Raw genomic sequence first — 25244 nt, 5'->3', positions numbered from 1 at the left:
CACCGAGGCGTAGAACTTCAGCGCCCGGCCACCGGTCGTGGTCTCCGGCGAACCGAACATCACGCCGATCTTCACCGCCGAGCTTCTGCGCGTTCGCCACGGCGTGCAGCGTCAGCGTCGTCTTACCGGAGGACTCCGGCCCGTACACCTCCACCACACGGCCACGCGGCAGACCGCCGACGCCGAGCGCGACATCGAGGGCGGTCGATCCCGTCGGGATGACCTCGATGGGCTCGTTGGGCCGCTCACCGAGGCGCATCACCGCGCCCTTGCCGAACTGTCGTTCAATCTGTGCGAGTGCGGCGTCCAGCGCCTTCTCGCGGTCGGTTCCTGCCATGGGTTCCACCCGATTTGCTTGAGTCGATCGCTTCACGTCAAAGACGCTAACCCCTGCCACTGACAATGGGCCTCGACGTCCTCCCGGCCTGTGGACAACTCCACGGTCGGGCCCCGGAAAAACCCGGCCGAAATCCATGAGAATGGATGTTCGATTTTGGTGTCAAGCGCACCACGCGGGGACTGGCAGGCCGGGATGCGGCTCGTCCGTCGCCGGGCAGCGTCGGTGATCAGCCCGGGCAGCACCGGTAGTCAGCCCTGGGCGGTGTCGGTGATCGCCGCCGCCGGCAGCTCGGCCTCCGTCTCCTCGTAGGGGAGGTAGATGCCGAGCTCGTCCTCCAGGAACCGCAGGAACGCCACGTCGCCCGTCCCGGAGTCAGGGGGGACGAAGCCGAGCGACGCGTCCGCCGGGACACCGTCCGCCAGGTGCGGCAGGCCCGGCTCGAACCACGTCACGGCCTTGCCGTGGAGGCCGTAGCCGACGTGGCTGAAGCCCTTCGCGTTGCGATGCACGACGAACGCCCGGCCCCGCTGGGACAGCGCCGGGAGGTAGGTGTCCGTATGGCAGCCGAACTCCTCCAGCGCGTACGCCCAGCCCGCCACCGAGCCCGCTCGCACGATGGTCTCCGGCGGAGCGGGCAGGAAGCCTCCACTCGTCAGCCGGGCCACCTCCGCCTCGTCCTCCCAGTCCAAGAAGTCGAGGTCGCTGAGGTGGCCGTCCTCGTCCCTGACCAGCAGTTCGTACGCCGCGGAGCGGGTCAGCGGGACGATGTGCCGTTCCTCGGCGCCCACGCTGCGCAGCAGTTCCTCCGGTGAGAGTCCCTCGGCGAGCGTGAGGGTGAAGCTGATGTCGTAGGCGTCCGCTATCCAGCGCAGCCCGTTCTCCCCAGGTCCCTGGTTCATGAAGCCCCCTGTCCAGCGGCTCGCCACCATGGCGTCCTCGCGAGCAGAACCTATCCCCACGCCGGGCCCGGACAGCCGGGAACGGTTGGGTACACCTACGCATTGTTCGACCTGCCCCCAGGGATCGATTCTTCCTGAGGCGGCGGTGGCTCCGCCCCTCGTGCATCTGCCGGCCCCCCAAGTTCGGCATCCGCCGTACGAGGCCGACGTCGCAATCGTCCGGAGCCTCCGCCGTGCCCCTTCCTTCCGCCCGTGCCCGGTGTTCGCCGTGCGCGGGCCCAGCCCGGACCGAGCCGGTCCGGGCCAACCCCTCAGGAGGAATCGCATGGTGTCTCAAGCTGCGGTGTGGCGTGTCGCCGCTGCCGCGTGTGCCGTCGGCGCATTGATAGCCGGCGCCGGAACGGCCGGGGCCGCACCCACGCCCCCGCCCTCCGAAGGCCGCATCCTGGGCGCCGACCGGGCCGGCGCGGTGAAGGGCTCGTACATCGTCACGTTCAAGGACTCGGTGGCGCGGACCGACGTCGACAGGACGGCGAAATCCCTCACCGGACGGCACGGCGGCACGATAGGCCACACCTACACCGCCGCCCTGCGCGGCTTCTCCGTGAAGGTGGACGAGGAGCAGGCCCGGAAGCTGGCCGCCGATCCCTCCGTCGCCCGGGTGGAGGCCGACGGAGTCGCGTACGCCCTGGGTACCCAGAACGACCCGACCTGGGGCCTGGACCGCATCGACCAGCGTGACCTGCCGGGCGACCGGAAGTTCACGTACCCGAACACCGCCTCCAACGTGACGGCCTATGTCCTCGACACCGGGATACGCACCTCGCACCAGGAGTTCGGCGGCCGGGCGGTCAGCGGCTACGACTTCATAGACAACGATTCCGTCGCCCAGGACTGCAACGGCCACGGCACCCATGTGGCGGGCACGGTCGGCGGCGCCACGTACGGCGTCGCCAAAGCGGTGAAGCTGGTGGGCGTACGGGTCCTGAACTGCCAGGGCTCCTCCGGCTCCACCTGGGCCCCGGTGCTGGCCGGCATCGACTGGGTGACGAAGAACGCGGTCAAGCCGGCCGTCGCCAACATGAGCATCGGCGGCGGGCGCACCTCCTCGGTCGACGACGCGCTGGCCGCGTCGATCGCCTCCGGCGTCAGCTACGTCGTCGCCGCGGGCAACGACGGGGCCAACGCCTGCAACACCTCCCCGGCGGCCGTGCCGAGCGCGGTGACGGTCGGCGCCACCGACAGCCGTGATGCCCGGTCGATCTGGCCGAGCGGCAAGTCCTCCAACCACGGCACCTGCCTGGACCTGTTCGGCCCCGGCTCCGACATCGTCTCGGCCTCCCACCTCAACGACACCGGCTCCCGCTCCGACGGCGGCACCTCCATGGCCTCCCCGCACGTGGCGGGCGCGGCGGCCCTCATCCTCTCCGCCAACCCGTCCTGGACGCCCAAGCAGGTCCATGACCGGCTGATCGCCGACGCCACCCCGAACAAGGTCACCGACGCGAAGACCGGGTCGCCCAACCGCCTGCTGTACGTCCCGAACGACGGCACCACGCCTCCGCCCACCGGCAAGACCTTCGAGAACACCACCGCCTACCCGATCCGCGACAACGCGACCGTCGAGTCCCCGGTCACCGTGAGCGGCATCACGGGCAACGCGCCCGCGGCGCTCTCCGTCACGGTCGACATCCGGCACACCTTCCGCGGCGACCTGCGGGTCGACCTCGTCGCCCCCGACGGCGGTGTCTTCCGGCTCAAGGACTACAACGCCAACGACAGCGCCGACGACGTACGCGGCACCTTCACCGTGAACGCCGCGTCCAAGCCCGCCAACGGGTCCTGGAAGCTGCGGGTGAGCGACAACTGGGTCAACGACACCGGGACGCTGAACTCCTGGTCGCTGAAGTTCTGACCAGCACCCTTCAACAACGCTGGTAACACCGGTAACACCCCACCGAACTGCCGGTGATCCATGTCCCGAACCCTGCTGGATCCCGGCACACCCGGCCGGTGAGACCTCTCCGCGAACCTCACCGGCCGGACGGGGAGTGATGTCCGCGGCGCCCGCACATGCGCCGCGGGCGTCGCTCCCCTTTTCCAGCACCCTCGCGCCCCTTTTCACCACCCTCACGAGGGGCCATCATGCGCGGAGAGCCATCACGAGGCCGCCGGGCGGCCGGGACGAACCGCCCGTCCGTCAGGCCCATGCTGCCCACGGGTGCGGAAGGAAGCCGTGAACGCCGACCCGCCGATCCCTCTCCCCGCTGCCCTGACCGGGCGTTCCGCGCTCCTGGACGGCCTTCGTCCGGTGCTCGGCCGTCGGCCCTCCGTCGTGGTGATCACCGGTGAGGCGGGGGTGGGAAAGAGCCGACTGGTCCGCGAACTCCTCGCGGGGACGCGATCGTCGGGCACCCTCACCCTGGCCGTCCGCTGTCAGGAGTCGCACGCCGCCTTCCCGTACGCTCCGATCCCGTACGCACCACTCATCGAGGCGCTGAGCCGCTGCCGGCCCCGTCCGGAAGACCTGCCGCCGGTGACCGGGGCGCTGCGCGGGCTGCTGCCCGAGCTCGCGGACCTCCTGCCGCCCGCACCGCCTCGCGCGGACGATCCGCTCGCCGGACAGCACCGCGTTCTGCGGGCCCTGTGCGCGTTGACCGCATCCCTGGGGAGGGTGGTTCTGGCCGTGGAGGACCTCCAGTGGGCCGACGGGTCCACGGCCGCCTTCCTCCATGCGATCGTCGCCGACCCGCCGCCGGAGCTGGGACTCGTGCTCACCGCGCGCCGCCACACCCTTCCTCACACCGGCACGGAGGGAGGCGGCGGGCTCCCCTTCCCGATGCGCCCGCCCGCCCATGTGGTGGTGGCCGAACGGCACCTAGCTCCGCTGTCGGTGGCGGAGACGGGCGTGATGGCCGCCGGGCTGCTCGGTGCGCGGGCGGTGCCGGAGGAGTTCGCCGACCGTCTGCACCGGTGGACGGGCGGACTCCCCTACGTGATCGAAGAGGTGCTGCGGGAGTGGCCGGACTCCACGACGGGGGTGCGTGAGCCTCCTCTGCCCGCGTCCGTACGCCGTGTGGTGGTGGAGCGGCTGCGTCACCTTCCTTCGGACGCGCGGCGGGTGGTCGCCGCGGCAGCGGTTCTCGGTGACCCCGCGCCCGTACACCTGCTGGGGGCGGTCGCGGGGCTGGCCGAGCAGGAGACCCGTCGTGCGCTCGCCGCGGCTCTGAAAGAAGGCGTCGTCCGCGCTGGGGACGGCACCTACGCCTTCCCTTACGAACTGGCGCGCAGAGCCGCGTACGAGGCGGTCACCGAACCGGAGCGGCCCGTACTGCACCTGCGCGCGGCCCGCGCCCTCACCCGATGTACCGGCCCCCTCCCCCTGGTCCGGGTCGCCGAGCACTACCGGTGCGCCGGCCTCGGTACCCAGGCGGTGCGATGTCTGGAGGCGGCTGCGGACCGCGCCGCCCGGGGCGGGGACGCCGGTACGGCCACGGACCGCTACCTCGACGCCCTGCGCGGGGGCCCCTCCGCCGTCGTCCGCGACCGGGTCGCGCTGAAGCTGGCCCGCGTCGCGCTGAACGCCCGCACCGGGCCGCAGGTGCCCGCCGCCCTGCGGGAGGTTCTCGACCGGAGCTCCCTGGGCCCCGGGCCGAGCGGCGAGATCCGGCTCCTCCTGGGTCTGCTGCTGCGCAACCAGTCGGGTTCCGGTCTTGAGGCGCTGGAGGAGATAGCGCGTGCCGTTCCCGATCTTCTCGCCGTCTCGACGGGACAGGCCGCGCGGGCGTTGGCGATCATCGCGATCCCCTCCCTCAAGGGCTGGCCGGTCGGTGAGCACCGGCGGCTGCTGGCCGAGGCGGAACGGCTGCTGCCCCAGGTCGACGAGGAGGACCTGCGCTCGGCCGTGCTGGCCAACCGCGCCACCGCCCTGGCGCTGATGGGCGACCCGTCGGCGTGGGACGCGGTGGCCGATCTGCCCGAGGCCATCACCGTCGAGGCGGCGGCGAGGGTGCACGCCAATCTGGCGGGCGCCGCGACCGCCCTCGGCCATCCGGAACGCGCCCGCGCCTTCCAGGACCGGGCGTGGCAGGCCGTCCGGACGAACCAGGCCCCGTATCTCGAAGCGTTCGTCGAGACCACGGACATGCTCGCCGCCTTCACGAGCGGCCGGTGGGCGGGGCTGCTGGAGCGGGCCGAACGCGCCGAGGAGCAGTACCAGGACGTGCCCGACTTCCACGCGGAGGCCCTCCTGGTCTGCGGCCTGTTGCGCCTGCACACCAAGGGGCAGACCGATGTGGCGCGTCGCCTCCTGGACCGGGCCGTCAGCACGACCGCACTGGACACCGGCATCGTGCTGACCTCCGCCGCGGCCGCCGTGGTGCGGGTCCACCTGGCCGCCGACCGCCCCGCGCAGGCCGTCCAGGCGGTGGAGGGGGTGCTGCACCACGTCCGCCGTACCGGTGCGTGGGTGTGGGCGAGCGCCCTCGCGCCGCCGGCCGTCCAGGCGCTGATCCGGGACGGCCGGGACGGGGAGGCCCACCGCCTCGTCGCGGAGCTGGCCGACGGCATCGCCCGCCGGGACGCGCCGGCCGCCCGGGCCGCCCTGCTGACCTGCCGGGCGCTGCTCACCGCGACCACCGGCCCGCAGACCGGGGCGGGCGGGTCCGACGACCTGCACGTGGCCGCAGCGGACGCCTGGGCGGCCCTGGAGCGGCCCTACGAGGCCGCGTACGTCAGGGAGGCGTGGGGGCTGCGGCTGCTGGCCGCCGGCGCGGCGGGCGGCCGCACGGTGCTGCACGAGGCCATCGCGGCCTACCAGGACATCGACGCCGTCTGGGATGTGCTGCGCTGTCAGCGCGGGCTGCGGGAACACGGCCAGGTCACCGTCCGCAGGCCCGGCGCCCTGGGGTACGGCGACCATCTCTCGCCCCGGGAGCGAGCGGTGGCCCGGCTGGCCTCGCTCGGCCTCTCGAACCGCGAGATCGCCCGCGAGCTGGTCCTCTCGCACCGGACGGTGGAGCACCACGTGGCGCGTGCCCTGCGGAAGCTGGGGCTGTCGTCCCGTACCGAGATCGGCTCGCAGCTCGGGCCCTGACGGAACGGGTGCCCTACATTAAGGCGATATGGGACCCTCTTCGACACCGGAAGCGCCGGACAGTTCCCCTGTACCGGACAGCTCTCCCGTACCGGACAGCGCACCTCTCACGGGCTCCGATCTCGCCGGCCGGGTGGCGCTCGTCGCCGGAGGCACCCGCGGGGCGGGCCGCGGGATCGCCGTACAGCTCGGCGCCGCCGGGGCGACCGTCTACGTCACCGGGCGTACGAGCGGCTCCGAGCGCTCCGAGATGGACCGGCCCGAGACGATCGAGGAGACCGCGGCCCTGGTCGACGCGGCGGGCGGCCGCGGGATCGCCGTCCAGGTCGACCATCTGGTCCCCGACCAGGTCAGCGCGCTCGTCGCCCGTATCTCCGGCGAGCAGGGGGCCCTGCACATCCTGGTGAACGACATCTGGGGCGCCGGGATCGAGTGGAACAAGTCGGTCTGGGAGTCGTCCCTCGACACCGGGCTGCACACCCTGCGGCTGGCCGTCGACACGCACGCGATCACCAGTCACTTCGCGCTGCCGCTGCTGATCGAGACCCCGGGCGGCCTGGTCGTCGAGATGACCGACGGGACGGACGAGTACAACGCGGACAACTACCGCGTCTCCTTCTTCTACGACCTGGCGAAGGCCGCCGTGAACCGGATGGCCTTCGCGCTCGCCCATGAGCTCGCGCCGCACAGTGCGACCGCCGTGGCGCTCACCCCCGGCTGGCTGCGCTCCGAGGCGATGCTCCAGGCCCACGGCGTCACCGAGGCCACCTGGCGCGACGCGATCGCGCACGCGCCGCACTTCGCGATCTCCGAGTCCCCCGCCTATGTGGGCCGGGCCGTCGCCGCCCTCGCCCGCGACCCGGAGGTGGCGCGCTGGAACGGCAGGTCGCTCTCCAGCGGGCAGCTGGCCCAGGTGTACGGCTTCACCGACGTGGACGGCAGCCGCCCCGACGCCTGGCGGTATCTGACCGAGGTCCAGGACCCGGGGCTGCCCGCCGACGTCACGGGCTACCGCTGACCGCTGACCTCCGGCAACCGCCGTGTCGCGCTCCACGCCTATCCTTCCTGACATGTCCCTCCCTTCCGGTCCACGCGGTGGCGGCCTGTCCGCGCGTACGGCCGACATCGGGGTGGCCGCCGCCGTCACGCTGCTGGTGGTCGTCTGGACGCTGCTGACCATGCGGTACGAGAGCGAGCCGCTGAACCGTACGGTGATCGGCTGGGCCCTCATCGCGGTGGGCTGCGGCGCCCTGTACTTCCGCCGCCGCGCACCCGTCGCCGTGGCCGTCGTGACGCTGGCCGTGTGCGTCGTCTATTACCCGCTTTCCGTGTACGACGGTCCTCTTATGGTCACGTTCGCGCTCGCGCTCTATACGGCGGCCGCCGAGGGGCGGTTCACCGCCGCGGTCGCCCTCGGTGTCGTCACCCTGATCGCCGTAGGCTTCGGCGAGGCGCGCCAGCACGACGGCAACCGGCAGATCGACGACATGTCGCTGTTCATGCTCGCGGGCTGGCTGGTCAGCCTCGTCGCCGTGGGCCGGGCCCAGTGGACCCGTAGCGCCTATCTCGGCGAGGTGGAGCAGCGGGCGCTGGCCGCCGAGCGGGAGCAGGAGGCGCGGGCCGAGCAGAGCGCGACCGAGGAGCGGCTGCGGATCGCCCGGGAGCTGCACGACGTCCTGGGGCACAGCATTTCGCTGATCAACGTCCAGTCGGGCGCGGCCCTGCACAAGTTGAGCAAGAAGCCGGAGCCCGCCGCGGCCCTGTCCGCCGCCGAGGAGGCCCTGGAGGCGGTCAAGGCCACCAGCAAGGACGCGCTGCGCGAGCTGCGCTCCACCCTCGGCGCGCTGCGCAAGCCCGACGAGACGGCCCCGACCTCGCCCGTCTCAGGGCTCGACCGGCTGGACGAACTCGTCGCACGCGCCCGCTCCACCGGCATCGAGGTCCGCCTCCGCACCGAGGGCGAACGGCGCCCCCTGCCGCCCCCGGTCGACCTGGCGGCGTACCGGATCGTGCAGGAGTCGCTCACGAACGTCACCCGGCACGCCCGGGCGACCGGCGCGGTGGTGACGGTCGACTACACCGACGAACGAGCCGTACGGGTACGGGTCGACGACGACGGAGAGGGCGCCCCGGAGGGCTCACCGGCCGGCAGCGGCATCCGGGGCATGGCCGAGCGGGCCAGGGCCTTCGGCGGCGAGCTGACGGCGCAGAACACCGCAGAGGGCTTCGGCGTGAGCGCCCGGCTGCCGACCGAGCCGATCGAGGGGACCGGATGATCCGGGTAGTGCTGGCCGACGATCAGACGCTGGTACGGGCGGGCTTCCGCTCGATCCTGTCCGGCGAGGACGACATCGAGGTCGTCGGCGAGGCGGCCGACGGCGAACAGGCCGTCGCGCTGGCCCACGAACAGCGCCCGCACGTGGTCCTGATGGACATCCGGATGCCCGGCACCGACGGCCTGGAGGCCACCCGCCGCATCACCACCGACCCGCGGCTGGCGGCCGTCCGGGTCGTCATCCTGACGACCTTCGACATGGACGACCACGTCTACGGAGCGCTGCGCGCCGGAGCCTCCGGTTTCCTGGTCAAGGACACCGAGCCGATGGAACTCCTGCACGGCGTACGGGTGGTGGCGCGGGGTGACGCCCTGATCGCCCCGGCCGTGACCCGGCGGCTGATCTCGGAGTTCGCGAACCGCCGGAAGCAGCCCTCGCCGAGCCCGCGCCTGAACGCCCTGACCGAGCGGGAGCTGGAGGTCATGGGGCTGGTCGGGTCCGGGCTCTCCAACGACGAGATCGCCGCCCGGCTCGTGCTCAGCCCCGCCACCTCCAAGACCCATGTCAGCCGGATCATGACGAAGCTCGGCGTGCGCGACCGGGCCCAGCTGGTGATCCTTGCCTACGAGTCGGGCATGATCACGCCCGGCTGGATGACCTGAGCGACGTTCCGGGCGTGGTCCTGGGCCCGGCCCGAGGCGTCAACTTCCGTAGCCCGAGGCGTCAACTTCCGTAGTACGCGGACGGCTGCGCCCACAACTCCCGTGGTAGGCCCGTTGTCCTCCCCGGGCCGACGCGCGCCACCGGACCGTGCCCCGAGGCTCCTGGGGTGGATCCGGAGACCCTCGACCTCGCGCGGCTGCAGTTCGCCCTCACGGCGGGCGGCCACTTCCTCTTCGTCGCCCTGACGCTGGGGATGGCGCTCGTCGTGGCCTGCCTCCAGACAGCTGCCACGGTCACCAATGGGGCGCCGCATCAACGTATGGTGCGCTTCTGGGGCCAGCTGTATGTCATCAACTACGCGGTCGGCATCATCACCGGGCTGGTGATGGAGTTCCAGTTCGGACTGAGCTGGAGCGGGTTGACGCACTACGCGGGCAATGTCTTCGGCGCCTCGCTGGCCGTCGAGACGATCGTCGCGTTCTTCGTGGAGTCGACGTTCCTGGGGCTGTGGATCTTCGGCTGGCACCGGTTCAACCGCTGGGTCCATCTGGCGACGATCTGGGTCGTCGCCCTGACCGCCTGCGTGTCCGCGTACTGGATCCTCGTCTCCAACGGCTTCCTCAACAACCCCGTGGGCCACCGCACCGAGGACGGCACGCTGGTCCTCGCGGACGCCGGGGCGCTGCTGACCAACCCCAGCTCCCTGCTGGCCTTCGGGCACATCCTCGGCGGTGCGCTGCTGACGGCCGGCTTCTTCATGGCGGGCGTCAGCGCCTACCACCTCTTCCGGCGCACCGACGAAGTCGCGTTCTTCGTACGGAGTCTGCGCATCGGGGTGTTCGTCTCCTTCCCTGCCCTGTGGGTCACGGCGGGGTTCGGCGGAGTCCAGCTCGCCTCACTGACGGATCTGCAGCCGATGAAATCCGCTGTCTTCAGCGGGAAGAGGGCGGAGATCGCCGAACTCCAGGCGGAGATGGTGACCCGTTTCGGCCCCGGCGACTACGTCCCGTCCGAGGTGTGGACGCGGGGCGGCGCCCTGGTGATGCTGATCGCGTTCGCGCTGATGATGTACCTCAGCCTGGCCGGGGTCGTGCTCGCCTGCTTCCGCAAGGCGGTTCAGCGCTTCCGGCTCTGGCACGTGGTGCTGATGGCCGCCGTGCCGCTGCCCTACCTGGCGATGATCAGCGGCTGGGTCTTCCGGGAGGCCGGCCGCCAGCCCTGGGTGGTGTACGGGCTGCTGAAGACCGAGGACGCCGTCTCCGGCCACTCCCCCGGCACCATGCTCGCCTCGCTGATCACCTTCACCGTGCTGTTCGCGGCGCTGGCCGTCCTCAACGGATGGCTGCTCCTGCGGCACGCGCGTCTCGGGCCGGTGGAGACGGGGCTCGGCCACGACGAGCGGGCCCGTGCGGAACCCGCCACCGCCGGGCCGCCGCCCTTCACCCCCCGCTACTGAGGAGCCGTCGTGGACACCCTGGCCGTCTGCCTGCTCGCCTTCTTCGCCGCCGGCTACTTCGTCCTCGCCGGTGCGGACATCGGCACCGGCATGCTGCTGCCGTACCTGGGCGGGGACGACGGCGAACGACGCCTGGTGATCGCCGCCTTCGCGCCGTTCTTCCTGGGCAACGAGGTCTGGCTGGTCGCCACCGCCGGCGTGCTCGTGGGCTGCTTCCCGGTCCTGGAGGGCGAGCTGCTGAGCGCCCAGCTCACCGTGGTCGTGCCGCTGATCGCCGGGTGGATGGTGCGCGACGCCGGGCTGTGGCTGCGCGGGCGGGGCGGCGGGCGGCGGTGGCGGGCGGGGTGCGACGGCGCGGTGGTGTGCGGGAGCTGGGCGGTGGCGCTGGCCTGGGGCTGGCTGCTGGCCGCGCTCTTCTCGGGTACGCCGGAGCGTACGGCCGCCACCCCGGTCGGGGCCGTGACCGCGCTCGCCGTCGCCGCGCTGTTCGCCGCACACGGTCTGGGCTTCGCGGCCCTGCGGCTGACCGGGCGGCCCTGGGCCCGCGCGCACCGGCTCGTCGGGCGTACCGGCGCGGGCAGGTCCTTCACCCTGACCGCCGTCCTGATGGGCGCCCTGCCGCTGTTCGCGGGTCCGGCACTCCATCCGGCGGCGCACGCGGCGGACCGGGCGACGCTCACCCTGCTCGTCCCCGTCCTGCTCGCGTTCTGCCCGCTGCTGGTCGCCGCCCAGGCGTGGACCTGGCACACCTTCCGACACCGGGTGACGCACCCCTCGTACCTCTGACCCAGGCCGTATCTCTGACCCAGGCCGTGCCTCCGACCTACGCAGCGCCTCCGGCTCAGCTCTGTCCGCCCGCTCCTCCGCCGCCCGTCCGGCCGGACCCGCCCAGCGCCCGGCGTATCCGGGAGAGGGCGGGCCCCCCGCGCCGCGGTCGGTGGCCGCCGTGCACCCGGGGGTCGTCGGTGACGTCGTACCGCTTCACGTAGGCGCCCAGGAACGCCTGGAGCGTGGCGACGGCGGGGATGGCGATCAGCGCGCCGACGGCTCCCAGCAGGGCCGTCCCCGCGACCACAGAACCGAACGCGACCGCCGGGTGGATGTCGACAGTCCTGGCGGTCAGCTTGGGCTGGAGGACGTAGTTCTCGAACTGCTGGTAGACCACGACGAAGCCCAGCACCCACAGTGCGTACCAGGGGTTGACCGTGAAGGCGATCAGCATCGGCAGGGCGCCCGCCAGATACGTACCGATGGTGGGGATGAACTGGGAGACGAGCCCCACCCAGACCGCGAGCGCCGGAGCGTAGGGCACGCCGAGGACGACCAGCAGGATGTAGTGCGCGACGCCGGAGATCAGTGCCATCAGGCCGCGCGAGTAGATGTAGCCGCCGGTCTTGTCGACCGCGATCTCCCAGGCGCGCAGCACCTCGGTCTGGCGGGCCGGCGGCAGTACGGAGCAGAGCGCGCGGCGCAGCCGGGGGCCGTCGGCCGCGAAGTAGAACGAGAACAGGAAGATCGTCAGCAGCCGGAACAGCCCGCCGAGGACCGTGGTGGAGACGTCGAGCACCCCCGTGGCGCTGTTCTGGACGTACTTCTGCAGCCAGTCGGAGTGCAGAAGGCTGTCCTGGACCTGGACCCGGGAGAGCTCGGTGTGGAAGGTCTGGTTGACCCAGTTGATCACCGAGTCGATGTACTCGGGGAAGTCGTCGACCATGTCCACGATCTGGCCGGCCAGCATCGACCCCAGGAGGACGACGAACCCGGCGCTGAAGATCATCAGGCCGATGAAGACGAGGAACGTGGCCAGCCCCCGGCGCATCCCGCGCGCCGACATCCGGCCCACCGCGGGCTCGATGGCGAGCGCGAGGAAGAAGGCGATCAGCACATTGGTCAGCAAACCGATGACCTGGTCGAACGCCCAGCTGCCGAGCTGGAAGCAGGCGTAGAGCGCCAGGGCCAGGACCATCGCGCGCGGCAGCCAGCCCGGCATGCGGGCGGGCCCCGGGCCGGACGGTGGCGCGGGGGGCCCGGCGGGCGGGGCGTCGGGCGGCCGGGGCGGAACGGTCTCGTCTGTCGATGACACGGGACAAGTCTCGCCTACGCCACCGACAGCCGGTCCCCCGGCCGGGAGACGCCCGGGGAACGGCGGAGGTCAGCGCCGGCCGCCGAGGACGTCCGCAGGCCTCAGCGCTTGTCCGCGGGCACGTCCATCGACGTGCAGACCGCGCGCCAGACGTCCTTCGCGTCCCAGCCCGCGTCCAGCGCCTGATGCACCGTACGGCCGCCGAGTTCGGCCATCACATGGTCACGGGCGAAGGAGTCCGCGTACACGGCGCCGAAGTGGTCCGCCATCCGCTCCCAGAAAATCGTCAACCGCATGCCCTCAGTATCGCGCTCCTGAGAGTGCAGCCGGTCCGCGGGGCATGTGCCAGGGCCCCTTTCCCCTCTACGGTCGGTCCATGGCTGGAACCGGAGCACATCCCCTTGTCCGAGCCGAGCACTTCATCTGGCTCACCGCCCGCGTCCTCGAACAGCGGAGGTTCGCCCACCGCTTCCTCGACGGCGACCCGGACCCCGTCGAGACGGCCCTCGCCGCCTACCGCAACGAGGACGGCGGCTACGCCCACGCGCTGGAACCCGATCTTCGCGGTCCGGTCAGCCAGCCGCTGCACGCCGCTCACGCGCTCAGCGTCCTCGACTCCATCGGCCGCTGCGACGGCCTGCGGGTGGAGCGGATCTGCCGCTATCTGAGCGACGTGTCGACCAAAGAAGGGGCGCTTCCCGCGCTGCTCCCCACCCGGCGTGGATATCCCGCCGCCCCGTTCGTCCCCGTGGTCGACGACCCGCCCGCCGAACTGCTCGCGACCGGTCCGATCGTCGGACTGCTGCACCGCAACGAGGTGTGGCACGCCTGGCTGTTCCGGGCGACGGACTTCTGCTGGAGCGCCGTCGACGCACTGGAGCAGTCGCACCCCTACGAGATCGAGGCCGCGATCGCCTTCCTGGACGGGGTGCCGGACCGGGCCCGCGCCGAGCGGGCGGCGGACCGGCTGGGCCGGATGGTGCGCGGGCAGCGGCTCGCGGTGCTCGATCCGGCCCGGCGGGCGGAGTACCCGGTGGCGCCGGGCTACGCACCGGGCGAGCACCACTTCCCGCACGACTACGCCCGTACGCCCGGGTCACTGGCCCGCCGCTGGTTCACCGACGAGGAGCTGGAGTGCTCGCTCGACCATCTGGCGGCCGAGCAGCAGGAGGACGGCGGCTGGCCGGTGAACTGGCGGCAATGGGCACCGGGCACCGCCCTGGAGGGGAGGCCCCTGGTGACGCTCAGAGCCCTGGAGACGTTACGGGCCTACGGCCGCCCCCCGGGCTAGGACCGGAGCCCCGCTCACCCCAGGACGCGGACGCCCGCCGTGACGACCACGGCCGCGCCGACGACCACCAGGAAGGGAGCGCGCAGGACCAGCGCGAGCGCCGCGGCGGCGAGTCCGGCGGCCCGGGCGTCCAGGACGAGCTGCTGCCCGTCGCCGAAGGTCTGCTGGGCGGTGAGGGCCGCCAGCAGCGCCACGGGCAGCAGGACCGCCATCCGCCGCACGAGCGGTCGCTCCAGCACTCCGGCGGGGACCAGCAGGCCCGCGTACTTGGCGAGGTAGCAGCCCGCCGCGGTCAGTCCGATGGCTATCCAGACGTTCATGCGTCCCGTCCGCCCTTCTCTACGGTCTTCTCCCGCGACGTCGTGCCGCTCTCCACGGCCGGTCCCCGCTTGCGCCGTCCCATCAGGAAGAGGACGACGGGGGCCGCGAGCGCGGACAGCAGGACCGGCACGCCGGCCGGCAGGACGGGCAGCAGCGTCAGGGCCAGCAGCACGGCGAGACCGGCGGTGACGCGTTCGGTGGTGCTCCTGAGCATCGGGGCGAGCAGGGCGAGGAAGACGGCGGGACTCGCCGCGTCCAGGCCCCAGGCCTCGGTGTCGCCCAGCGCCTCGGCTCCCATCGCACCCACCAGGGTGGTGAGATTCCACAGCACGTAGAGGGTGAGGCCGGTGACGGTGAATCCCAGGCGCGCGGACCGCCGGTCGGGCTGGGCCACGGTCACCGCGGTCGTCTCGTCGATCACCCAGTGGGCGGCGAAGGGGCGCAGCGCGCGGGGAAGGGCCAGCAGTTGGGAGAGCCGCAGGCCGTAGAAGGCGTTGCGGACGCCCAGAAAGAACGCTCCGGCCGCCGCGGTGTACGGGTTGCCGCCCGCTGCCAGCGCGCCGACCAGGGCGAACTGCGAGGCGCCGGTGAAGACGAAGAGGCTCAGGGCGCAGATCTGGAGCAGGCTGAGCCCGGAGCCGGCGGCGGTGACGCCGAAGGCGAAACCGGAGAGCCCGACGGCGATGCCGACGGCGAGCGCGTCCCGGACGACGGCCGCGTCGGGCTTGCCCGGTGAGGTACCGGGCGGTCCGTCCGGCGGGGCGCCGGGCGCCGTCGAGCCGGGCGGCCCGACGGATATGGCACCGATCGCGCCGGTGCTCTCTGGGGGTGCTGTCTGTTCTGCCACGCGCCGCACGTTACGGGGACGGCTGGGGCGGGGTCTTGTACGTTCTTGCGCCCTCGCACCGCCTGGGGCACGTGCCGCGCTTCTAGGACACGTCCGCACCCCCTAGGACACTTCCCGCACTCCTAGGACACGCCCTGCCCGCGCCGGTACACGCCGCGCTCGCGCTGGTACGCGCCGGGCGGCACCCCCACGATCCGGGTGAAATGCCGGTTGAGGTGCGGCTGGTCGGTGAAGCCGACGGCGACCGCGGCCTCGGCGGGGGCGATGCCCTCGTCGAGGAGGCGGCGGGCGCGCCGCACCCGGGCGTCGGTGAGCCAGGTGTGCGGTGGCATCCCGTACTCCTTCTTGAAGGCCCTCAGGAGCGCGAACGGGCTGGTGCCCAGCTCGGCGGCGAGCGTCTCCAGGGTGGGCGGCGCGTCCATCCGCCCCTCCAGCGCGCGGCGGGCGCGTTCGGCGTCCCGCGCGCCCCCGGCCCGGGGCGTCACGCCGGGGAGCGAGCTGCCGTGCCGGGTGAGCAGGCGGACGACCAGGACCCGCAGCAGGGTGTCGGCGGCCAGCGCGTTGCCCTCCTCCGCGGCCCGGTGCACCTGGGTGATCAGCCGGGCGGCGTACGGGTCGGTCACCCGCGTCTCGCCGAACCCCACCGTGCCGCGCAGGTGCGTCACGTCGGCCGCGATGTCGTTGACGACCTGGGAGGAGGGGTAGAGCGTGTCGTACGTCCAGCCCTCGGGCCGTCCGGGACGGGCGGTGTGCGGCACCTCCGGGTTGATCATCACGACGGTGCCGGGGATCGCGTGCACCATGCCGCCCGGCAGCCCCACGTCCTCCACCCCGCCGGTGACCGCGCCGAACACGTACCCCTCGTGGCTGTGCCGGGGGAAGGTGTGGCGGACGTACCGGGCGCGCAGGAGGTCGAGGTCGGGCAGCTCCGCGTACGTCCAGTGGCGTGCCCACTCCTTCGCCCGATCCGCTCCCGCCATGGCCACATTCTCGCAGGTCCCGGCGGTGCGCCGCAGGGTGAGGGGGCGGCTCCGGGCGGTGTCGCGGGCCCGTTGTCAGTGGCGGGGTGCACGATGGGGGACATGACCGGCTCAGCTCTCGACGCCTTCTCGCCCGCGACCCGCAGCTGGTTCGCCGGCGCCTTCAGCGCGCCCACCGCCGCGCAGGAGGGTGCCTGGCGTGCCATCGGCGAGGGCAGCGATGTGCTGGTGGTCGCGCCGACCGGTTCCGGCAAGACGCTGGCCGCGTTCCTCGCCTCACTGGACCGGCTGGCCTCCGGTCCGCCGCCCGCCGAGGCGAAGAAACGCTGCCGCGTGCTGTACGTGTCCCCGCTCAAGGCGCTCGCCGTCGACGTGGAGCGCAATCTGCGCTCGCCGCTCACCGGCATCCGCCAGGAGTCGGTGCGGCTCGGCCTCCCTGAGCCGGAGGTGCGGGTGGGCATCCGGTCCGGTGACACCCCGCCCGCCGAGCGGCGCTCCCTGGTGACCCGGCCGCCGGACATCCTGATCACCACACCCGAATCGCTGTTCCTGATGCTCACGTCCTCCGCCCGGGACGCGCTCGCGGGCGTCGAGACGGTGATCCTCGACGAGGTGCACGCGGTCGCCGGGACGAAGCGCGGCGCCCATCTCGCGCTCTCCCTGGAGCGCCTGGACGAGCTGCTGCCCCGGCCCGCCCGCCGTATCGGGCTCTCCGCGACGGTCCGGCCGGTCGACGAGGTCGCCCGGTTCCTGTCGCCGCAGCGCAAGGTGGAAATCGTCCAGCCGCCGTCCACCAAGGAGTTCGACCTCTCGGTGGTGGTCCCGGTCGAGGACCTGGGCGAGCTGGGCGGCTCCCCCGCCACCGACGGGGACGCCGCGCAGGCGGAGAAGCCGTCGATCTGGCCGCATGTCGAGGAGCGCATCGCCGACCTCGTCCAGTCGCACCGCTCCACCATCGTCTTCGCCAACTCCCGCCGGCTGGCGGAGCGCCTGTGCAACCGGCTCAACGAGATCGCGTACGAGCGGGCCACCGGCACCGCCTTCGACCCCGACAACCCGGACAACCCCGCTCTCGACCTGCCGGAGGCGCACGCCCCCGCCGAGGTCATGGCCCAGTCCGGCGCGGCCCGGGGCGCCCCCGCCCTGCTGGCCCGCGCCCACCACGGGTCGGTCTCCAAGGAGCAGCGGGCCCAGGTGGAGGAGGACCTGAAGGCGGGGAGACTGCCCGCCGTGGTGGCCACCTCCAGCCTGGAGCTCGGCATCGACATGGGCGCCGTCGACCTGGTGGTCCAGGTCGAGTCCCCGCCCTCCGTCGCCTCCGGCCTCCAGCGGGTCGGCCGGGCCGGGCACCAGGTGGGCGCGGTCTCCACCGGCGTGGTCTTCCCGAAGTACCGCGGCGACCTGGTGCAGGCCGCCGTCGTCACCGAGCGGATGCGGACCGGGGCGATCGAGGCGCTCCGCATCCCGTCCAACCCGCTGGACGTCCTGGCCCAGCAGCTGGTCGCCATGGTGGCGCTGGACAGCTGGCAGGCGGACGACCTGCTGGCCCTGGTCCGCCGGGCCGCCCCGTTCGCCTCGCTTCCCGAGTCGGCGTTCACCGCCGTGCTCGACATGCTCGCCGGCCGCTATCCCTCCGACGCCTTCGCGGAGCTGCGCCCCCGGGTCGTCTGGGACCGGGTCGGCGGTACGGTCACGGGCCGCCCCGGCGCGCAGCGGCTCGCCGTCACCTCGGGCGGCACCATTCCGGACCGCGGCCTCTTCGGGGTCTTCCTGGCCGGCGCGGACCCGAAGAAGGGCGGCGGCCGGGTCGGCGAGCTGGATGAGGAGATGGTCTACGAGTCCCGCGTCGGCGACGTCTTCACCCTGGGCACCACGTCCTGGCGGATCGAGGACATCACCCGGGACCGGGTCCTCGTCTCCCCCGCCCCGGGCGTCCCGGGAAGGCTGCCGTTCTGGAAGGGCGACCAGCTGGGCCGCCCCCTGGAGCTCGGCCGCGCCCTGGGGGCGTTCCTCCGCGAGATCGGCGGCCTCTCCGAGGAGGACGCCCGGCTCCGGCTGCTCGCCGCCGGGCTGGACGCCTGGGCGGCGGACAACATCCTGGCCTACCTGGACGAGCAGCGCCGGGCCTGCGGCCATGTCCCGGACGACCGGACGATCCTGGTCGAGCGGTTCCGCGACGAGCTGGGCGACTGGCGGGTCGTCGTCCACTCCCCCTTCGGCGCCCAGGTGCACGCCCCCTGGGCGCTCGCCCTCTCCGCCCGCCTCGGTGAGCGGTACGGGATGGACGCCCAGGTCATGCACGCCGACGACGGGATCGTGCTGCGGCTCCCCGACGCGGACATGATGGGCCTGGACCTGCTCGACTTCGACGCCCCGCCCGCCGGGGACGCGGCGAACGACGGAGCGACCCCACAGACCTTTTCGTACGACAGCGAGCAGCCCCCGGTCGGTGCCACCGATGTGGTCTTCGACCAGGGCGAGGTGCAGCAGATCGTCACCGACCAGGTCGGCGGGTCCGCGCTGTTCGCCGCCCGTTTCCGGGAGTGCGCCGCCCGCGCCCTGCTGCTGCCCCGCCGCTCCCCCGGCAAGCGCACCCCGCTCTGGCAGCAGCGTCAGCGCGCATCCCAGCTGCTCCAGGTGGCCTCCGAGTTCGGTTCGTTCCCGATCGTCCTGGAGGCCGTCCGCGAGTGCCTCCAGGACGTCTTCGACGTCCCCGGGCTCACCGAGCTGATGGGTGACCTGGAGGCGCGCCGGGTCCGCCTGGTCGAGGTCACCACCCAGGAGCCCTCCCCGTTCGCCCGCTCCCTCCTCTTCGGTTACGTCGCCCAGTTCCTGTACGAGGGCGACTCACCGCTCGCCGAGCGGCGGGCCGCCGCACTCTCCCTGGACTCCCACCTCCTGGCCGAGCTGCTGGGCCAGGCGGAGCTGCGCGAGCTGCTCGACCCCGAGGTCCTCACCGAGCTGGAGCGGGAGCTCCAGTGGCTCACCGAGGAGCGCCGGATCAAGGACGTCGAAGGCGTCGCCGACCTGCTGCGCGTGCTCGGCCCCCTGACCGACGCCGAGCTGGCCGAGCGGGGTGCCGAGCCCTCCTGGGCGCCGGAGCTGGCCACGACCCGCCGGGCCATCCAGGTCCGGATCGCCGGGGCGGACCACTGGGCGGCGATCGAGGACGCCGGGAGGCTGCGCGACGCCCTGGGCACCGCGCTCCCGGTCGGTGTCCCCGAGGCGTTCACCGAGCCGGTGAAGGACCCCCTCGGCGATCTCCTCGCCCGCTTCGCCCGCACCCACGGCCCGTTCACCGCCGCCCGGGCCGCCGAGCGGTTCGGCCTCGGCACCGCCGTCACGGACGGCGCGCTGCAACGGCTCGCCGCCTCCGGCCGGACCGTCCAGGGCGAGTTCCACCCGGCGGGCATCGGCCAGGAGTGGTGCGACGCCACCGTGCTGCGCCGGCTCCGCCGCCGTTCGCTGGCCGCGCTCCGCCAGGAGCTGGAGCCGGTGGAGCCTGCCGCGCTCGCCTCCTTCCTCCCTCAGTGGCAGCACTTCGGCTCCCACCGCCTGCGTGGCATCGACGGGCTGGCCCGCGCCGTCGAACAGCTCCAGGGGGCGCCCGTCCCCGCCTCGGCCCTGGAGAAGCTGATCCTGCCGAGCCGGGTGATGGGCTACACCCCGGCGATGCTCGACGAGCTGACGACCACGGGCGAGGTCGTCTGGGCCGGAGCGGGAGCACTGCCCGGCAAGGACGGCTGGCTCTCCCTCTACCCCGCCGACAGCGCACCCCTGCTCCTGCCCGCCCCGCACCCCTTGGAGCTGTCGGCGCTCCACGAGTCCCTGCTCACCACCCTCTCCGGCGGGTACGGCCTCTTCTTCCGGCAGATCGCCGACCAGGTCCGCGCCACCACCCACCCGGACGCCTCCGACCAGCAGCTCGCCGACGCCCTCTGGGAGCTGGCCTGGTCGGGCAGGCTCACCAACGACACCCTCGCCCCGCTGCGCTCCCTCCTCGGCTCCGGCCGGACAGCGGGCTCCACCGCCCATCGGGCCAGACGCAACGTGCCCCGCGGGCGGTACGGATCCCTCACCGCGGCCGCCCGGCCCGCCTCCCGCACCGGCCCCCCGACGGTCTCGGGCCGCTGGTCCCTGCTGCCCCCGCGCGAGCCGGAGCCGACCCACCGCGCCCACGCCCTGGCCCGCACCCTCCTCGACCGGCACGGCGTGGTCACCCGCGGCGCGGTGCAGGCCGAAGGAGTGGAGGGCGGCTTCTCCGCGACGTACCGCATCCTGGCCGCCTTCGAGGACAGCGGGCAGGCCCGGCGGGGCTACGTGGTGGAGGGCCTCGGGGCCGCCCAGTTCGCGATGGACGGGGCGGTGGACCGGGTGCGGGCAGCAGCCACGGCCCGCGACCGCCGGGACCCGGGCACCGCCCCCCAGGCCCTGGTGCTCGCCGCCGCCGACCCGGCCAACGCGTACGGCGCCGCCCTGCCGTGGCCGGAGTCCCCGGACGGCGCAGGCCATAAGCCGGGGCGCAAGGCGGGGGCCCTGGTGGTCCTCGTCGACGGCGAGCTCACCCTCTACATGGAGCGCGGCGGCAAGTCCCTGCTCGCCTGGCCCACCGACCCCGAGTCCCCGGCGCTCCTGGCGGCGGCCGAGGCCCTGGCCGCGTCCGCCCGCGCCGGAGCACTCGGCACCGTGACGGTGGAGCGGACCAACGGGGCCTCCTCCCTCACCTCCCCGCTGGGCCGGACCCTGGAGGCGGCCGGCTTCCTCGCCACCCCGAGAGGCCTGCGCCTGAGGGCATGAGAGGTCTGAGACATGAGATCTGAGGTCTGAGGTCTGAGGGCCCGAGAGCATGACCCGGCAGGCGGGAGCCCAACCGGCCCGCCGGGCCCATCATGGAGGTATGCCCGAAGGAGACACCGTCCTGCAGACCGCCGCCCGGCTGCACGCAGCGCTGGCAGGGCGGGTCCTGACCCACGCCGACCTGCGCGTCCCCCGGTTCGCCACTGCCGACCTCAGCGGCCGCACCGTCCTCGACGTCACCGCACGCGGCAAGCACCTGCTGACCCGGGTCGAGGGCGGGCTGACCCTGCACAGCCACCTCCGGATGGACGGGGCCTGGCGGATCTACGCACCGGGCGAGCGCTGGCGCGGCGGCCCCGGCCACCAGATCCGCGCGGTCCTGACCAACACCGACCACACCGCCGTCGGCTACCGCCTCCCCGTCCTCGAACTGCTGCGCACCAGCGAGGAGAGCAAGGCCGTCGGCCACCTCGGACCGGACCTGCTGGGCCCGGACTGGGACCCCTACCTCGCCGTGGAACGCCTCCTCGCCGCACCCGACCGCCCCCTCGGCGAGGCCCTCCTGGACCAGCGCAACCTCGCGGGCATCGGCAATGTCTACAAATGCGAGCTGTGCTTCCTGGCCCGCGTCACCCCCTGGCTCCCCGTCGGCGCCCTCCCCGACGGAACCCTCCCCCGGCTGGTCGCCCTGGCCCACCGCCTCCTCGACGCCAACCGCGACCGCCCCACCCGCACCACCACCATCCGAGCCGAGCGCCGCCCCCGCCCGGGCACGCCGCCCCCCGCACCCGCCGGAAGGCCTGTCCGGCCCCTCCGGGTGCCAGAGCCCCTCTACGTCTACGGCCGGGGAGGCCGCCCCTGCCTGCGCTGCGGCACCCCGATCCGGAAGATCGACCAGGAGGACCGGCCCACGTACTGGTGCCCGGCCTGCCAAGCGGGCCCGACGCCCTGAACAGTTCAAGGTCCGCACGCCAGTTGACGACCCGTCAGGTCCAGCCGTACGGTCCCGTCATGCCCCTCTCCGCGTACGACGCGTACGACCTCACGGGCCGCTCCGCGTTCATCACCGGCGCCGCGAGCGGTATCGGCCGGGCCTGCGCCGTACTGCTGGCCGAGGCCGGAGCCACGGTCCACTGCGCCGACCGCGACGAGACCGGCCTGCGGAGGACGTACGAGGTGATCACGAGCGCGGGCGGCTCTGCCCGCACCCACCCGCTCCACGTCACCGACCGGGACGGGGTCCGCGCGGCCGTCCGGGCGGCGGGAGAGGTGGACATCCTGGTCGCCGTGGCCGGGATCATGCACACCAGCAGCGTCCTGGAGACGGAGGACGACGACCTGGACCGGGTGCTGGCGGTCAATTTCAAGGGGGTGCTGTACGCCTGCCAGGAGGTCGCCCGCTCCATGATCGCCCGCTCCGCGCCCGGTTCGCTGATCACGATGGCGTCCGGCGCCGTGGACTTCGCGACCGCGGGCCTGCTCTGCTACAGCGCGGCGAAGGCGGCCGTGGTCCAGCTCACGAAGACGCTCGCCACCGAGCTGGGCCCGCACGCCATACGGGTGAATGCGGTGGCCCCGGGCTGGATCCGTACGCCGATGACCGACCGGCACGGAGCCGGACAGCAGCAACGGACGGTGGCCACCATGGCCCGGATCTCGCCGCTGGGCCGGGTCGGCGAACCCGAGGACGTCGCCCACACCGTGCTGCACCTGGCGTCCGAGGCGTCGGCTTTCATGACCGGCCAGATCCTCCGCCCGAACGGCGGCGTCGCCATGCCCTGGTGAGGCCCGCCACAAGCCGCCCCGAGGCCACCACGAGCCGTCCAGGGGCCGCCGCAAGCCGCCGTGGCCGGCCCCGTGAAGCCTCCCCCTCCGGCCCCGCATACCCGACCGGCTCCCCCACACCCCCCGACGAACCTCCGAGGACACCCGAGACCCCCGACGCCACATGGACCGGCAGCAGGCTCAGCCCCCAGCCCCCGGCCGCCACCGCCCCCTCCACCGCACCGGCCTGCTCCGGCTGGAGCACCAGCCGCAGCACCGCCCACCACCACAACCCGCCGAGGACCAGCGCCGGTATCCACCGCCGTACCATCGCTGCCCTCCTGCGGCCGACGTCCTTTCGGGCAGTTTCCCCTGGCAGCGGCACCACTGCATCCAGAACGGACGACCGAAGGGGCACCCGCCCCCAAACCCCGAGTGCCCCCGCCGATGACCGGCGGGGGCACTCGGGGCAGGGGGGCGCGAGGCGCCACCGGCCGCTACTTGTCGTCGCGGAGCGAGTCCGTGACGCCCTTCGCGCGGTCGCCGGCCCCGTCGACCTTGTCCTTGGCCGAGGCCTTGGCCTGGTCGGCCTTGCCCTCGGACTCCTTGCGGCGGTCGCCGGTCAGCTTGCCGACGGCCTCCTTGCCCTTGCCCTTGAGCTTGTCCATGGCGTTGTCACCAGTCACGATGTCGGTTCCTTCCGCTCAGGCACTTTCGGCCTGGAACATCCAGGCGTGCTTTTCGAGGTCTGCTGTCAGTGAGATCAGGATGTCCTGGGTGACGGGATCCGGCGCGTCGGTCACCTCGATGCGCTCCCGCATCCGGCCGATGACCACACCCAGGGCGTCCACGAGCGCCTTCACGGCGTCGGTGTCCTTGATCCAGCCTTCGGGGACGGACCGGATGGCGGTCTCCTTGGCCACGGTCGCGGAGCGGCCGTCCGGGTTGACCCCGATCGCGGAGGCTCGCTCGGCGACCGTGTCGGAGTGCTGCCGGGCCGTGACGACCACGTCGTCGAGCTGGAGGTGCACGGACCGGAAGCGCGGGCCGACCACGTTCCAGTGGATCTGCTTCGCCACGAGGGAGAGGTCGACCAGATCGACCAGCGCGCCTTGCAGCGCTTCTCCGACGAGCTTGAGATCGCTCTCGGACAGTGGGCTCTTCACCACAGACATGCACAACTCCCATCCGTCAGGCGTACTGCTGACCGTCGTCAGGCGTTTCGCTGACCGTTTCGGCGCATCACTCACGATGGCACAAAAGAAACAAAACAGTCATGTTGGCCTCAACCTCCGTCTGCCCGCTTCCTCGCGCCTCACACACGAAAGCACCACACGAAAGCCGCACGCGAAGGGACACAGGAGAGCCGCACACGCGAAAGTCCCGGCCGGCCCCTGTAGGAACCGACCGGGACTCCGGTCGAGCACTGTTGCCGCGCGCGGGTCAGGCGGCGACGACGTCCACCGCTTCCGCGGGCGCCTTGATGGTCACCCGTCCCGACGGCACTCCTGCGACCGACGACACGGAGACGGAATTGAGCATGGGACGAACCGGTACTGGGACCGGATCACTGGCAGCTGCCGACTCGGCCAGCTCGGCGAGCGAGAGCTCGTCGCTCACTTCCCGCATGAGCTCGGACATCCGTACGTCAAGCGCGTCGCAAATCGCGGAGAGCAGCTCGGAGGATGCCTCCTTCTGCCCCCGCTCCACCTCGGACAGATAACCGAGCGAGACCCGGGCGGACGAGGAGACTTCGCGCAGAGTACGGCCTTGGCGCTGGCGCTGCCGACGCAGCACGTCACCCAGCAGGCGACGGAGCAGAATCATCGGTGGCTCCCTCCTCGGACCGCGTAGCCGCATCCTTCACGCCCTACCGTACCGCCTTGTGCTGCGGCCGTGCGGGGAGCGATGTCGTGTTCACTCAGGGCTGCAAACATCAATTCCCCCCGATCTGTTCCGTATCCTGTGCCCGCGCATTCTCTCCGAGTTCGCCGGCCAGCAGATCGAGGGCGCTTCGTACACTCTCTCTACGGATGTCCGCCCTCGAACCATTCAATCGCAGAGCGGACACTTTCTCGACGCCGGAAGGTCCCGCGACGGCCACGTAGACCGTCCCGACGGGCTGCCCGTCCTGCGGTTCCGGGCCCGCGACGCCGGTCGTGGCGACACCCCAGTCCGCGCCCAGGGTACGGCGCACCCCGGCCGCCATCTGCCCCGCGACCTCGGGATCGACCGCCCCGCGCTCCGCCAGCAGGGTCCCGTCCACGCCGAGGATCTCGCCCTTGAGGGCCGTGGCGTACGCCGTGACCGATCCCCGGAAGGACCGGGAGGCACCGGGTACGGAGGTGAGCTCGGCCGCCACCAGGCCGCCCGTCAGCGATTCGGCGACGGCGAGCGTCTCACCGCGCTCCACGAGCAGCTCCAGCACCCGG

General features: G+C 72.7%; 22 protein-coding genes and 1 pseudogene. 11 read left to right on the top strand and 12 right to left on the bottom strand.

Annotated features, from left to right (window positions below; all coding sequences use genetic code 11):
* The 3 genes and pseudogenes from IF17_RS1000000140455 to IF17_RS0134545 all read right to left on the bottom strand — a co-directional run.
* Positions 1 to 60, bottom strand: a 60-nt coding sequence (locus IF17_RS1000000140455) for a hypothetical protein (RefSeq protein ID WP_157851194.1), incomplete at its 3' end; no start/stop codon positions are given.
* Positions 61 to 70: 10 nt separating this feature from the next.
* Positions 71 to 337: pseudogene (locus tag IF17_RS0134550) on the bottom strand (recombinase RecA); the annotation flags it as partial.
* A 251-nt stretch (positions 338 to 588) separates the two neighbouring features.
* Entirely contained in the window at positions 589 to 1239 is a 651-nt protein-coding gene (locus tag IF17_RS0134545; protein WP_030574940.1) for a DUF6461 domain-containing protein, read from the bottom strand.
* A gap of 325 nt (positions 1240 to 1564) precedes the next feature.
* Here IF17_RS0134545 and IF17_RS0134540 point away from each other — a divergent pair, with 325 nt between their 5' ends.
* The 7 genes from IF17_RS0134540 (at position 1565) to IF17_RS0134510 (ending at position 11515) form a co-directional block, all read left to right on the top strand.
* A complete protein-coding gene (locus tag IF17_RS0134540; RefSeq protein ID WP_030574938.1) occupies positions 1565 to 3154 on the top strand; it encodes a S8 family peptidase in 1590 nt (529 codons plus the stop codon).
* Between the two features lie 321 nt (positions 3155 to 3475).
* The gene (locus IF17_RS0134535) at positions 3476 to 6334 is read left to right on the top strand and encodes an ATP-binding protein (RefSeq protein WP_030574936.1); all 2859 of its coding nucleotides are present in this window, start codon (positions 3476 to 3478) and stop codon (positions 6332 to 6334) included.
* Between the two features lie 28 nt (positions 6335 to 6362).
* A complete protein-coding gene (locus IF17_RS0134530) occupies positions 6363 to 7352 on the top strand; it encodes an SDR family oxidoreductase (RefSeq protein ID WP_076968961.1) in 990 nt (329 codons plus the stop codon).
* A 52-nt stretch (positions 7353 to 7404) separates the two neighbouring features.
* Positions 7405 to 8610, top strand: coding sequence for a sensor histidine kinase (locus tag IF17_RS0134525; RefSeq protein WP_051884204.1), 1206 nt, complete (start codon positions 7405 to 7407; stop codon positions 8608 to 8610).
* Positions 8607 to 9272, top strand: a complete 666-nt coding sequence (locus IF17_RS0134520; RefSeq protein ID WP_030574929.1) for a response regulator — start codon at positions 8607 to 8609, stop codon at positions 9270 to 9272. The genes IF17_RS0134525 and IF17_RS0134520 overlap by 4 nt, the downstream gene beginning before the upstream one ends.
* Positions 9273 to 9439: 167 nt before the next feature.
* Positions 9440 to 10729, top strand: a complete 1290-nt coding sequence (locus IF17_RS0134515; protein ID WP_030574926.1) for a cytochrome ubiquinol oxidase subunit I — start codon at positions 9440 to 9442, stop codon at positions 10727 to 10729.
* A gap of 9 nt (positions 10730 to 10738) precedes the next feature.
* Complete coding sequence (locus IF17_RS0134510; protein WP_030574924.1) at positions 10739 to 11515, top strand: cytochrome d ubiquinol oxidase subunit II; 777 nt, start codon at positions 10739 to 10741, stop codon at positions 11513 to 11515.
* Between the two features lie 55 nt (positions 11516 to 11570).
* Here IF17_RS0134510 and IF17_RS0134505 read toward each other — a convergent pair whose 3' ends face one another.
* On the bottom strand, positions 11571 to 12719 hold the full coding sequence (locus IF17_RS0134505) for an AI-2E family transporter (RefSeq protein WP_032773033.1): 1149 nt from the start codon (positions 12717 to 12719) through the stop codon (positions 11571 to 11573).
* 194 nt (positions 12720 to 12913) lie between these two features.
* Positions 12914 to 13108, bottom strand: coding sequence for a DUF3046 domain-containing protein (locus tag IF17_RS0134500; protein WP_030574919.1), 195 nt, complete (start codon positions 13106 to 13108; stop codon positions 12914 to 12916).
* Positions 13109 to 13188: 80 nt separating this feature from the next.
* Here IF17_RS0134500 and IF17_RS0134495 point away from each other — a divergent pair, with 80 nt between their 5' ends.
* Positions 13189 to 14103 (top strand): hypothetical protein, encoded by a 915-nt coding sequence (locus tag IF17_RS0134495; RefSeq protein ID WP_030574916.1) that lies wholly within the window; start codon positions 13189 to 13191, stop codon positions 14101 to 14103.
* Between the two features lie 14 nt (positions 14104 to 14117).
* Here the strand turns inward: IF17_RS0134495 and IF17_RS0134490 are convergent, their stop codons facing one another.
* From IF17_RS0134490 to IF17_RS0134480, 3 genes are all read right to left on the bottom strand, one after another.
* Entirely contained in the window at positions 14118 to 14423 is a 306-nt protein-coding gene (locus tag IF17_RS0134490; protein WP_030574914.1) for an AzlD domain-containing protein, read from the bottom strand.
* Positions 14420 to 15271, bottom strand: a complete 852-nt coding sequence (locus IF17_RS0134485) for an AzlC family ABC transporter permease (RefSeq protein ID WP_030574912.1) — start codon at positions 15269 to 15271, stop codon at positions 14420 to 14422. The genes IF17_RS0134490 and IF17_RS0134485 overlap by 4 nt, the downstream gene beginning before the upstream one ends.
* A 122-nt stretch (positions 15272 to 15393) precedes the next feature.
* On the bottom strand, positions 15394 to 16251 hold the full coding sequence (locus IF17_RS0134480) for an AraC family transcriptional regulator (RefSeq protein WP_030574909.1): 858 nt from the start codon (positions 16249 to 16251) through the stop codon (positions 15394 to 15396).
* 102 nt (positions 16252 to 16353) lie between these two features.
* Between IF17_RS0134480 and IF17_RS0134475 the strand changes: the two genes are divergently transcribed.
* From IF17_RS0134475 to IF17_RS0134465, 3 genes are all read left to right on the top strand, one after another.
* A complete protein-coding gene (locus IF17_RS0134475; RefSeq protein ID WP_030574907.1) occupies positions 16354 to 21048 on the top strand; it encodes an Lhr family ATP-dependent helicase in 4695 nt (1564 codons plus the stop codon).
* A 100-nt stretch (positions 21049 to 21148) separates the two neighbouring features.
* Positions 21149 to 22000, top strand: a complete 852-nt coding sequence (locus tag IF17_RS0134470) for an Fpg/Nei family DNA glycosylase (RefSeq protein WP_030574904.1) — start codon at positions 21149 to 21151, stop codon at positions 21998 to 22000.
* A 59-nt stretch (positions 22001 to 22059) separates the two neighbouring features.
* Positions 22060 to 22833 (top strand): SDR family NAD(P)-dependent oxidoreductase, encoded by a 774-nt coding sequence (locus IF17_RS0134465; protein ID WP_030574902.1) that lies wholly within the window; start codon positions 22060 to 22062, stop codon positions 22831 to 22833.
* A 476-nt stretch (positions 22834 to 23309) separates the two neighbouring features.
* Here IF17_RS0134465 and IF17_RS0134460 read toward each other — a convergent pair whose 3' ends face one another.
* The 4 genes from IF17_RS0134460 to IF17_RS0134445 form a co-directional block, all read right to left on the bottom strand.
* Positions 23310 to 23480, bottom strand: a complete 171-nt coding sequence (locus IF17_RS0134460; RefSeq protein WP_030574899.1) for a CsbD family protein — start codon at positions 23478 to 23480, stop codon at positions 23310 to 23312.
* A gap of 36 nt (positions 23481 to 23516) precedes the next feature.
* Positions 23517 to 23987 (bottom strand): Dps family protein, encoded by a 471-nt coding sequence (locus IF17_RS0134455; RefSeq protein WP_026242283.1) that lies wholly within the window; start codon positions 23985 to 23987, stop codon positions 23517 to 23519.
* A 268-nt stretch (positions 23988 to 24255) separates the two neighbouring features.
* The gene (locus IF17_RS0134450) at positions 24256 to 24639 is read right to left on the bottom strand and encodes a helix-turn-helix domain-containing protein (RefSeq protein WP_003965837.1); all 384 of its coding nucleotides are present in this window, start codon (positions 24637 to 24639) and stop codon (positions 24256 to 24258) included.
* A gap of 109 nt (positions 24640 to 24748) precedes the next feature.
* Positions 24749 to 25240, bottom strand: coding sequence for a CinA family protein (locus IF17_RS0134445; protein WP_030574897.1), 492 nt, complete (start codon positions 25238 to 25240; stop codon positions 24749 to 24751).
* Between the last annotated feature and the right edge of the window lie 4 nt (positions 25241 to 25244).

The sequence above is a fragment of the Streptomyces cyaneofuscatus genome, from assembly GCF_000718135.1.
In the GTDB taxonomy this organism is placed as follows: domain Bacteria; phylum Actinomycetota; class Actinomycetes; order Streptomycetales; family Streptomycetaceae; genus Streptomyces; species Streptomyces cyaneofuscatus.
The sequence above is the reverse complement of the archived record's forward strand: the minus strand, read 5'-3'. Positions and strand labels throughout refer to the sequence as shown.

Bases quoted from the DNA above. Each gene is read 5' to 3' on its own strand.
- IF17_RS0134470 (WP_030574904.1), top strand. From the start codon at position 21,149: ATGCCCGAAGGAGACACCGTCCTGCAGACCGCCGCCCGGCTGCACGCA.
- IF17_RS0134450 (WP_003965837.1), bottom strand. From the start codon at position 24,639: ATGATTCTGCTCCGTCGCCTGCTGGGTGACGTGCTGCGTCGGCAGCGC.
- IF17_RS0134525 (WP_051884204.1), top strand. From the start codon at position 7,405: ATGTCCCTCCCTTCCGGTCCACGCGGTGGCGGCCTGTCCGCGCGTACG.
- IF17_RS0134490 (WP_030574914.1), bottom strand. From the start codon at position 14,423: ATGAACGTCTGGATAGCCATCGGACTGACCGCGGCGGGCTGCTACCTC.
- IF17_RS0134530 (WP_076968961.1), top strand. From the start codon at position 6,363: ATGGGACCCTCTTCGACACCGGAAGCGCCGGACAGTTCCCCTGTACCG.
- IF17_RS0134480 (WP_030574909.1), bottom strand. From the start codon at position 16,251: ATGGCGGGAGCGGATCGGGCGAAGGAGTGGGCACGCCACTGGACGTAC.
- IF17_RS0134520 (WP_030574929.1), top strand. From the start codon at position 8,607: ATGATCCGGGTAGTGCTGGCCGACGATCAGACGCTGGTACGGGCGGGC.
- IF17_RS0134495 (WP_030574916.1), top strand. From the start codon at position 13,189: ATGGCTGGAACCGGAGCACATCCCCTTGTCCGAGCCGAGCACTTCATC.
- IF17_RS0134545 (WP_030574940.1), bottom strand. From the start codon at position 1,239: ATGAACCAGGGACCTGGGGAGAACGGGCTGCGCTGGATAGCGGACGCC.
- IF17_RS0134500 (WP_030574919.1), bottom strand. From the start codon at position 13,108: ATGCGGTTGACGATTTTCTGGGAGCGGATGGCGGACCACTTCGGCGCC.
- IF17_RS0134460 (WP_030574899.1), bottom strand. From the start codon at position 23,480: ATGGACAAGCTCAAGGGCAAGGGCAAGGAGGCCGTCGGCAAGCTGACC.
- IF17_RS0134455 (WP_026242283.1), bottom strand. From the start codon at position 23,987: ATGTCTGTGGTGAAGAGCCCACTGTCCGAGAGCGATCTCAAGCTCGTC.
- IF17_RS0134465 (WP_030574902.1), top strand. From the start codon at position 22,060: ATGCCCCTCTCCGCGTACGACGCGTACGACCTCACGGGCCGCTCCGCG.
- IF17_RS0134475 (WP_030574907.1), top strand. From the start codon at position 16,354: ATGACCGGCTCAGCTCTCGACGCCTTCTCGCCCGCGACCCGCAGCTGG.
- IF17_RS0134540 (WP_030574938.1), top strand. From the start codon at position 1,565: ATGGTGTCTCAAGCTGCGGTGTGGCGTGTCGCCGCTGCCGCGTGTGCC.
- IF17_RS0134505 (WP_032773033.1), bottom strand. From the start codon at position 12,719: ATGCCGGGCTGGCTGCCGCGCGCGATGGTCCTGGCCCTGGCGCTCTAC.